Source organism: Arcanobacterium phocae (genome assembly GCF_018913465.1).
Taxonomy (GTDB): Bacteria; Actinomycetota; Actinomycetes; order Actinomycetales; family Actinomycetaceae; genus Arcanobacterium; species Arcanobacterium phocae_A.
Map to the genome: position 1 here is coordinate 201,426 of NZ_JABAPM010000004.1, position 8,961 is coordinate 210,386.

Annotated in this window: 7 protein-coding genes, 1 tRNA gene and 1 pseudogene; 4 read left to right on the top strand and 5 right to left on the bottom strand. The window is 49.0% G+C overall.

Translation table 11 applies throughout. From position 1 onward, the window contains the following. The first annotated feature begins 28 nt into the window (after positions 1–28). Positions 29–1,138: a YlbL family protein gene (locus KSO86_RS08705; protein WP_216379219.1), complete on the top strand. Its 1,110-nt coding sequence runs from the start codon at positions 29–31 to the stop codon at positions 1,136–1,138. A 1-nt stretch (position 1,139) separates the two neighbouring features. On the opposite strand, the gene KSO86_RS06770 is transcribed toward KSO86_RS08705, so the two are convergent. Further along, complete coding sequence (locus KSO86_RS06770) at positions 1,140–1,688, bottom strand: PPA1309 family protein (RefSeq protein WP_216379220.1); 549 nt, start codon at positions 1,686–1,688, stop codon at positions 1,140–1,142. A 141-nt stretch (positions 1,689–1,829) separates the two neighbouring features. On the opposite strand from KSO86_RS06770, the gene KSO86_RS06775 reads away from it, so the two are divergent. Next, on the top strand, positions 1,830–4,883 hold the full coding sequence (locus tag KSO86_RS06775) for a UPF0182 family membrane protein (protein ID WP_366493558.1): 3,054 nt from the start codon (positions 1,830–1,832) through the stop codon (positions 4,881–4,883). 62 nt (positions 4,884–4,945) lie between these two features. On the opposite strand, the gene KSO86_RS06780 is transcribed toward KSO86_RS06775, so the two are convergent. From KSO86_RS06780 to KSO86_RS06790, 3 genes are read right to left on the bottom strand one after another with little or no spacing between them, the layout of a single operon-like run. Continuing rightward, on the bottom strand, positions 4,946–5,686 hold the full coding sequence (locus tag KSO86_RS06780) for a hypothetical protein (RefSeq protein WP_216379222.1): 741 nt from the start codon (positions 5,684–5,686) through the stop codon (positions 4,946–4,948). Then, entirely contained in the window at positions 5,683–6,432 is a 750-nt protein-coding gene (locus KSO86_RS06785) for an ATP-binding cassette domain-containing protein (protein WP_216379223.1), read from the bottom strand. The genes KSO86_RS06780 and KSO86_RS06785 overlap by 4 nt, the downstream gene beginning before the upstream one ends. After that, positions 6,429–6,818 carry a GntR family transcriptional regulator gene (locus KSO86_RS06790; RefSeq protein WP_216379224.1) on the bottom strand — a complete coding sequence of 130 codons (390 nt, stop codon included), beginning with the start codon at positions 6,816–6,818 and terminating at the stop codon, positions 6,429–6,431. The genes KSO86_RS06785 and KSO86_RS06790 overlap by 4 nt, the downstream gene beginning before the upstream one ends. Positions 6,819–6,973: 155 nt before the next feature. Here KSO86_RS06790 and KSO86_RS06795 point away from each other — a divergent pair. Together KSO86_RS06795 and KSO86_RS06800 are read left to right on the top strand one after the other, a co-directional pair. Next, positions 6,974–7,047, top strand: a tRNA-Met gene (locus tag KSO86_RS06795). 122 nt (positions 7,048–7,169) lie between these two features. After that, positions 7,170–7,313, top strand: a pseudogene (locus tag KSO86_RS06800) (pyrimidine dimer DNA glycosylase/endonuclease V); the annotation flags it as partial. 454 nt (positions 7,314–7,767) lie between these two features. On the opposite strand, the gene KSO86_RS06805 reads toward KSO86_RS06800, so the two are convergent. Further along, the coding region (locus KSO86_RS06805) for a DUF5979 domain-containing protein (protein ID WP_216431964.1) at positions 7,768–8,961 on the bottom strand (1,194 nt) is incomplete at its 5' end.

The window sequence follows — 8,961 nt, forward strand, 5'->3', positions numbered from 1 at the left end:
TGTGAGGCATGATAGTAAGGTGAAAAAAGTGAGCAGGCGTGCAAAATCACCAGCAGTTCCCGCAGTAATCTTTGGACTATTCGCGGTGGGAGCCGTCGTAATGCCATCAAGTTTTATCGTTATGGGCCCCGGTCCGGCAAACGATGTGACTGCATTGTATGACGGTCAGCGCATGGTGGAAGTTTCTGGTCAGACAACGTATCCGTCAGATACTCATCTTTTTATGACTACCGTGTCCGCTTACGGTAATCCTGATTATGGTGCTAGTGGGGGAATAGTTGCCCGGGCGCTATTTGATCCGGGCTCGAGGGTGCTCCCGGTTCGTGCCTTGTATGCTCCGCAGGAGACAAACGACGATGTCTCCTCACGTGACAAACAGATGATGACATCCTCGCAAGATACTGCTGCTGCGGTTGCTATGGAACGTGCTGGTCTTGACGTGAAAATGACGTTAACGATTTCTGGTAGCACCAATAAGAATGCGGATGTTGAAGAAGGCGATATCATTAAAGCAGTGCGAACTGCTGGGATGGATAAGCCAGAAGCTATTGCTTCTTTTAGTCAGCTTTCCAAGATACTCGCCACAGTCGAGCCAGGGTCTGATATTGCCGTCACGGTAGAAAGAAACGGCAAGAACCTCGATAAGCATGTCACCACTGTGGCGCGACCGCCAGAATTCGACGGCGCTGTTCGTCCTGGCTCAATGATGGGCGTCTTTATTTCAGTAACAGACGTTTCCCTACCTGCTCAAGCGCATTATCTAGTAGACGGAATCGGTGGCCCGAGTGCGGGAAATATTTTCTCGGTTGCGATCTATGATCAGCTCACCCCGGGGTCGCTGGGAGCCGATCATCGGATTGCAGGTACGGGTGCCCTAGCTTGGGACGGATCTATTCAACCAATCGGGGGTATTGCCCAAAAGCTTGTTGGCGCGCACGACGCCGGAGCACATGACTTCTTGGCACCAGCAGCTAATTGTGCCGAAACGCGTGGACATATTCCAGCAGGAATGCGGGTATGGGCTGTTCGCACAATCGATGATTCCATCGCTGCGGTGAAAGCCATCGGGGAAGAAGATACGTCAGATTTGACGCCGTGCTCTGCGGTTAAGGCGCCCGTTATGGATCTGGCGAAGTAGCCTATTCGAAAGTCGTTTGTAACGCGGCCGTTAAGCCCTCAACAAGGTTTTCGCCAGAAAGAACATCCGCGTCTGCGTCATGCGAGCGCATTCGGATAACGCTCCATGTTGCCCCGTCACGCATTGCCGCGACTACCATTCGCACGTCTTCGCGTTCGGGATGTTGTTGGAGGAAGCGTTGCGCCTGGGCGGGATCTTCCGGAATATCTTTTTCGGCCGACGGCGGTAGCACGATGCGTTCTACCGCGAGCGCGGCACCATCAACTTCTGGGGGCCACACGATTTGTCCTAGTAACTCTTCCAGTGAGGAAGCCTGGGGCAGATCTTCTTGCTCAACCGAGAAGAGAAGATGTGGATCAGTAATTGATTGGGCATGTACATCGGCCGGTAATTCATTGGCCAGCTCTGGATTCTGTGCTAATGCGGCTTGCGCGCGAATCAGTGCAAACATGCGAATCGGGCCATCCCAACCACCGGATGCCACATGGCGTTCGATGTCAAGGGTGGCGTCTCGTAATGATCGGTGTTCTGCAGATAATTCATTGGTCATATCCTTTATTGTTCCATATTGTTCTCCACCGGCATATCTGTAACATCTCAATCACCCTTGGGAACTAGAAGTAAGTAGGATACGGTTATAAGTAGAATTTGCGTATGCTCGCAGATGGAAACCGTTGTAAAGGATAATGTTGTGACATCATCGACGCCGAATGTGTCGCGCCCTGCGCCTAAGTCTGGCAAACTTCCGGGCGGTGCGTTCACTCCTACGTTAATTGTGCTAGCTGTCATTGTATTTGCGCTAGTCATTATTGCTGAGTTTTGGACTGAAATGGCTTGGTTCAATCAGATTGGCGCGGCTCGGGTCTTCTGGACTCAGTATGGCGCCGCAATTGGGTTGGGGGTTATTGGTACTCTCTTAGCTGCCGTTGTTTTTGCTATTAATCTGCGGGTTGCATTAGGGAAGGCGTCATCGACTGACGACGTCGTCGTCTCTACGAACCCACTAGCGAAGAACGTGAACTGGTTACGGCACCATTCCATAACTACATACGTCCTGATTCCGCTGGTGGTTGGTTTGTTCTTTGGCCTCGGTTTGGCGGGTAGCTGGCGAACATTCTTGTTGTGGTTTAACGGGACATCGTTTGGTGAAACTGACCCAGAATATGGTTTAGATGTTTCATTCTTCGTTTTCTCTCTGCCGGCGATACAAATTGTCCTCGGCTTCTTGAGTACGTTGTTAGTGCTTTCGCTGGTTGCATCAATGATGGGATATTGGTTTAACGGAGCATTTGTGTTCCGCGGAAATAAACCACACTTGAAGAGCAAGGCTCAGCTCCATGCCGGAATTTTGCTAGCGATCGGTGCGCTTTTGTTTGCTGGTAATTACTGGATTGATCGTTACAACCTTCTGCTAGGAAACAAGCAACGTTTCTCTGGTGCTACCTATACTGATATCAACGCTTCACAGCCTGGTCTAACTATTTTGGCTATTGCCGCAGCCCTGGTTGCGGTTATGTTCCTCTATGCGGGAATTATTCGGCGGTGGAAGCCAGCTGTTGTTGGTATTGCATCCGTATTTGCCGTCGCGTTAGTTGTGAATTTCGCTTATCCTGCTTTGCTCCAGCGGTTCAAGGTTGATCCGAATGCTGCCGAGCTAGAATCTACCTATATTCAGCGAAACATTGATGCAACGCTAGAAGCCTATGGTTTGTCCGATGTGGAGACTCAGCAGTATGAAGCGCGAACAACGGTTGAAGCTGGTCAGTTGCGCGAAGATTCGCAGACGACTGCTCAGATTCGCCTACTAGATCCGAATATCGTTGATCCGTCGTTCAACCAGTTGCAGCAAAACCGTCAGTATTATTCGTTCAAGGCTCCGTTAACGGTTGACCGTTACACGATCGACGGCGAACTGCGCGACACCGTGATCGCAGTTCGCGAATTGAATCTTGAAGGCCTCGATAATGAACGCCGGTCATGGGTTAATGACCACACTGTCTTTACCCATGGCTTCGGTGTTGCCGCAGCTTATGGCAACACAGTGACCTCCAAGGGAGATCCAGCTTTCTGGGAAGCAGGTATTCCGTCCACAGGTGAGCTTGGCAAGTTTGAGCCGCGCGTGTACTTCGGTCAACAGTCTCCGGATTACTCCATTGTTGGTGCGCCAGAAAAGACCGAGCCGTGGGAATTGGATTATCCGAACGACGACGCTCCTAACGGCCAGGTCAATACAACGTACACTGGTAATGGTGGACCATCAATCGGTGATGTATGGTCGAAGCTGATGTTTGCAATCAAGTATCGCTCTACGGAATTATTCTTCTCTGATCGCGTCACTAGTAACTCCCAGATTTTGTTTGACCGTGATCCGCACAAGCGGGTAGCGAAGGTTGCTCCATATTTAACCCTTGATTCCAAGGCTGTTCCGGCAGTAGTGGATATGGATTCGAATCCAGATACGCCATCTGAGTTGGTATGGATTATTGACGGCTATACGACGTCGAACAACTATCCGTACTCGGCTCGTGAAACTCTAGATGAGACAACACGCGATGCCACGAACCGTTCGGGCGCGTTGGTTGCTGGTGGAACAAACGAAATCAACTACATTCGCAACTCGGTGAAAGCCGTTGTTAATGCTTATGACGGTAAAGTCACGCTGTTCCAGTGGGATGAAAAAGATCCGATCCTCAAGGCATGGCAAGGTATTTTCCCAGGTCAGGTAACACCGCTGAAGGATATGCCAGGTGATTTGATTGCACACGTGCGTTATCCGAAGGACTTGTTCAATGTCCAGCGCAGCCTGCTTTCTCGCTACCACGTAGATGACGCATTGTCCTTCTACTCTGGTGGTGACTTCTGGCAGATTCCGCGTGAACCAACCGGACAGTCGGAAAATGATTCGAGCGCTCCAGCACAGCCGCCTTACTATTTGACACTGCAGATGCCAGGTCAAACAGAAACGTCGTTCTCGTTGTCCACTGCGTATATTCCAGGTGGAAATACGAAGCGTAACGTGATGACGGGCTTCTTGGCTGCTGATTCGAATGCTGGTAATGAGACTGGAAAGATCGCTCCGGGATATGGCAAGTTGCGGTTGCTAGAACTTCCGCGTGATTTGACTGTTCCAGGCCCAGGTCAGGCACAAAACACGATGTTTGCTAACCCGAAGGTCTCAACAGATCTGAACTTGTTGCGTCAAGGTGGTACGAAGGTTATCGAAGGTAACTTGCTCTCCTTGCCAGTTGGCGGCGGTCTGCTTTATGTTCAGCCCGTTTATGTTCAAGCCTCGAAGGGTACTCAGTATCCAACCTTGCAGTACGTACTAACGTTGTTCGGCGATTCGGTAGGCTTCGCACCAACGTTGCAAGAATCGCTCGACATGGTCTTTGCTGGTGATTCGGGCGTTAATGCTGGCGATGCCAATATCGTTGGCGATAAGGCAGCACCTGTTGATGGCGATAAAGTGAAGGTTCCGGCTAAGCCAGACCCGGCTGATAAGAATGCGGATAAGCCAGATCCAGCTGTAAAGCCAGCACCGGCTGGGCCGTCGGCTCCATCTGGTACGCCAGCTGCCGATCTCAGCACGGCTTTGAATGATGCGAAGGATGCGATTAAGAGTGCAGACGTAGCATTGAAGTCAGGTGACTGGGCAGCATATGGTGAGGCTCAGAAGAAACTCAACGAAGCTATTACCCGGGCTGCGGAAGCTCAACAAAAGGTTGATGCCCAAAAGCAACCGTGATAGGTAGTTAGCAAACAAAGATGGCGAGCATAATGCTCGCCATCTTTGTTTCTGTCTCTTAGTTATCCGCGCCGCATGGGAAGGCGAGCAAGGAACGCCCAGGATAGTAGCGCCATGACTAGGCTGACACCTAGAACCACGACGGTCAGTAGCGGGGTGTTATTGGATAGATCCAGATCGATGGATATATGAAGCACTCCACTGGCAACGTTTCCGATGAGGAAAGCTGAGGCAAAAGGCACGCCTAGAACTATGGTTATAGCAAGCCATAAAGGGAGCCGTAGAAAAATAGTGCATCCTAGCAAGACTAGCTCAAGAATTCCTAGATAGAGCAAGAACGTGTAGAGCACCGTGAAGAGTGACAAACCGTTAACTGTTGCGGAGCCTGTTAACGATGCAAAACCGATGATCAGGGTTGTAACACTAGTCATTACTACAGTTATTAGTGCGATGAGTGTCTGATAAGCGATGAAGATTGTGCGTCGTTCTAAACCAGCGCCAAGCCATGCACGGGCATTTTCTCCAACGATAGAAATAAACAAGCCAACGATAACGAACGGTACCGCGCCGGATAGTCCGAGCGATGTTGAACTGACTATCGTCGATGGGGCGCTATAGCCAGCAGAATAAGGAGTGGTCATAAGAACGTTAAAATATCTATCGCCGAGTGCAATTCCACTGTTCAATCCGAATACGGATAAGGCGCATAGATTATAGATATATGCGACAACAATAGCCAGCACGATCCATAGTGTTACTGTGCGTAGCTGTCGAGTAAAAATGAGACGTGGTATGAGTTTCATGAGTTCCTCCGGGTAGATGCGATGAGAACATCGGTTAACGATGCCAGGCCTGATTCGGTGGAGTATTTTGCCCGTAAGTGATCCGCGTTGCCGACTTCGTGGAGCTTTCCGTGATCGAGGATGACCACGTTTTCGATAATGTCCTCGATTTCGTTGACGAGGTGTGAAGAGATGATGATAGTTCGGGGATGTTTGACGTAATCGGCTAATAAGGCATCGTAGAATTCTTGCCGGACAACAGCGTCCATTCCGATATGTACTTCGTCGAAAATCGTCAATGGGCACCGCGAAGCAAGGCCGAGAGAAGCAAAGAAAGCCGATTTTTGGCCGCGGGAGAGTTTCTTAGGCTTACGCTTCGGGTTGATCGTCCATTGATCCAGAAGTTCGAGGCAGAAGTCGCGGTCAAAGTCTGGCCGGGTGGCTTGCCACAGGTCAATCGTGTTGTTCATTTTCTGTTCGGTGAGAACGGAGGTTTCGTCAGACACAAGGGCAACGTGACGCATGAGGTCACGGTTGTTCCAGATTGGCGACGACGATGTTTGTCCGTCCCACTGCATCTGGACGAAGCCGGTGTGCTTAAGTTGACCGGCTAGCGCCATCGATAGAGTGGATTTCCCGCAGCCGTTGCGGCCGAGGAGGCCGGTGATGGTTCCGGCTTCAAATGTGGTTGAGACTGATTCGAGTGCGCGGTGGCGGAAATAAGAATATCCGGCGTTTTCGGTCATCACTTTCAATGGTGGTGTCATTGTTCCTCCTCTAGGAGTGAGTTGACGAAATTTGTTATTTCTTGGTCAGTAAATCCAAGGGATCGGCCTTCAGCTATTGCTGGGGCGAGGGTGGCGCGAAGATAGGATTCTTGGCCACGCCGTTTGAGGATTGCGGCGGCGTCGTCGGTAACGAACATGCCGATGCCTCGTTGCTTGAATATCAGGCCTTCGGATTGGAGAAGGTTGAAGGCCTTGTTCGCGGTTGCTGGGTTGATGCGATACGTCGTGGCGTATTGGGTTGTTGACATGATTTGGCTGCCCGCGGTTAATTGCCCGTCGAGTATCTGTTCGCGAATATGTTGTGCGATTTGCAGATAGATCGGGGTTGTGGAATTGAATATGAGGTTGTGTTGACCATCATTCATTCCTTCACCTCCTTGGTTAGTTACATGACTAATTAACCATGTAACTAAGTGGTTGTCAACCCTAAACTCATTGGTTAGTTTTTGGTGACGTGAGGTATGGCACCGTCTCTCATGTTGACCTCAGTCCTTATGGACAATAAGCTAGTAACTACCGACGCGGGGTGGAGCAGTTCGGTAGCTCGCCGGGCTCATAACCCGGAGGTCCCAGGTTCAAATCCTGGTCCCGCAACTAGTAAAGGGGCGGAATCGTTAAGATTCCGTCCCTTTGTTTTTATTATGTTAAATAGCTAGTTTGTTATTCCGAGGAGCGATGTCCTCGTGCTACGCTAGGCCTCTATTTTGGGAGAAATTATGCGGTTGTGGAGTATCCGTCCCAGTCAGCTTGATCGTGCAGCGCTTATTGCTGGGTGGCGTGAGGGATTATTGGCCCAAAAGGTGCTTGCTGGGTTAACGAAAGGGTATCGGCATCATCCACAGCTGGAGAGATTCCGGGCTCAAGATAAAATGTGTCGAAAACTGCCATAGGCTATAGCTGTGTTTGATCTTCACAGATATTTCAGTCGTGGTGATTAAACGTGACAAGGAAATTTCGAATCAAGATCTACGTCTGTCGAGAAAGAAGTATATGGTAGCCCAAATCTGCTAAATTTTGTGAGGTCGATCGGTATCCAGATGATCTTTAAAAGATTGGCATTATCTGTCACAGATAAGAAAATAAATAAGGTGTATACCAGAAACTAGGAAACTCACATTAAAACTGTCTTGTCAAGAGTTATCAGATGGAAAGCGGTAAGAGACTCTTTTGCCTTGTTGTAGAAAGAAATAGTTTCTTTTTTCCATTAGTTAGGTCTTGATAAAAAGTATTCCCGTGAGGAAAACATGGTGACATGTTTTCCTCACGGGAACGTAGTACTAGTGCGACAAGACAATCGCTCCTAATGACAGAGGTTTAGCTGTTAGGGTTAGTAATCTTACGTCTGCGAACTGCTAGCAGTGTTAAACCTCCAACAACTAAGAATCCAGCTAAACCAATACCGAAACTGATTTCGAGGCCAGTCTTAGGCAATTTTAGAGCTGGGATGTAAGTATTCGTAAACACGAATACAACAGTTTCTCCAACCTTGGTAACTTGCTTTGTCTGGGCCTTCGGAAAAGCTAAGGAATAGCCATCAATGCTGTACATCCCGCGAGTTTCAGTGACCTCGCAAGTAGCACCAGTAGGTATGTTCTCAATTAGAGAAGGACTACCAACTTTTGTCTTTACAGTGCCTGAAAGGGTCTCTTCTTCCAGATCAGTAGTGCACTTGTAATTGAACATGAACTCAAGATTCTTTGCTGATGCGGGAGCTTGATCGTTCAGTTTTTTCTCGATCTGCAAAGAGCCTACGTGACGCGTGTACTCATTAGTAACAGCGACTTCGATTTTTGCGCCATCAGTAACTGCGAAAGTTACTTCATTTCCGGCAGTTACTTTGCCATTAATAGAAATGTTGGTGGACAAATTAGTATCAGAAACCGATGCGTCCTTTTCTGTTAGGGTACAAGAACCGGTTGGCACATTGGACACTGATGCAGTCCAGTGGTTATCAGCATTTAAAATTAGTTTCTTAGTAGAAGCTGATTTTGTGCCAGTTGCATCAACACATTTGTACTCAAACTCAACTTGAGCTGGAGCCTTGTGCATGCCATCGCCAGTGAACGATTTGGCAACAGTGAAGCCTCCGACTAGACGGGTGTAATGGTTCTCCACAACAGCCTTAGTATTACTATCCTTAGCAATCGTGAAAATGGCTCCGTTCTTGCCGTTAACGGTAAAAGAAGTAGAACGAGCATAGCCAGTACGATCAGCCCCGTCAAGCTCAGTTACAGTGCAGGATGTACCAACCGGTAAAACCGGTCCAGCAATCTCAGTGCCGTCAGCAGGTAACTCAACTGTTACAGCATCGTTGTCTCCACACTGATAAGCAGCTTTGAACTTCTCGCCAGCAGCGGGAGTGTAGTCACCGGTGACCTTCTTAGCCAACTTGAAAGTGCCCTTATGTAGAGTGTAATCGTTGACAGCCTTAACTTCGATTTTTGCGCCATCAGTAACTGCGAAAGTTACTTCATTTCCGGCAGTTACTTTGCCATTAATAGAAATGTT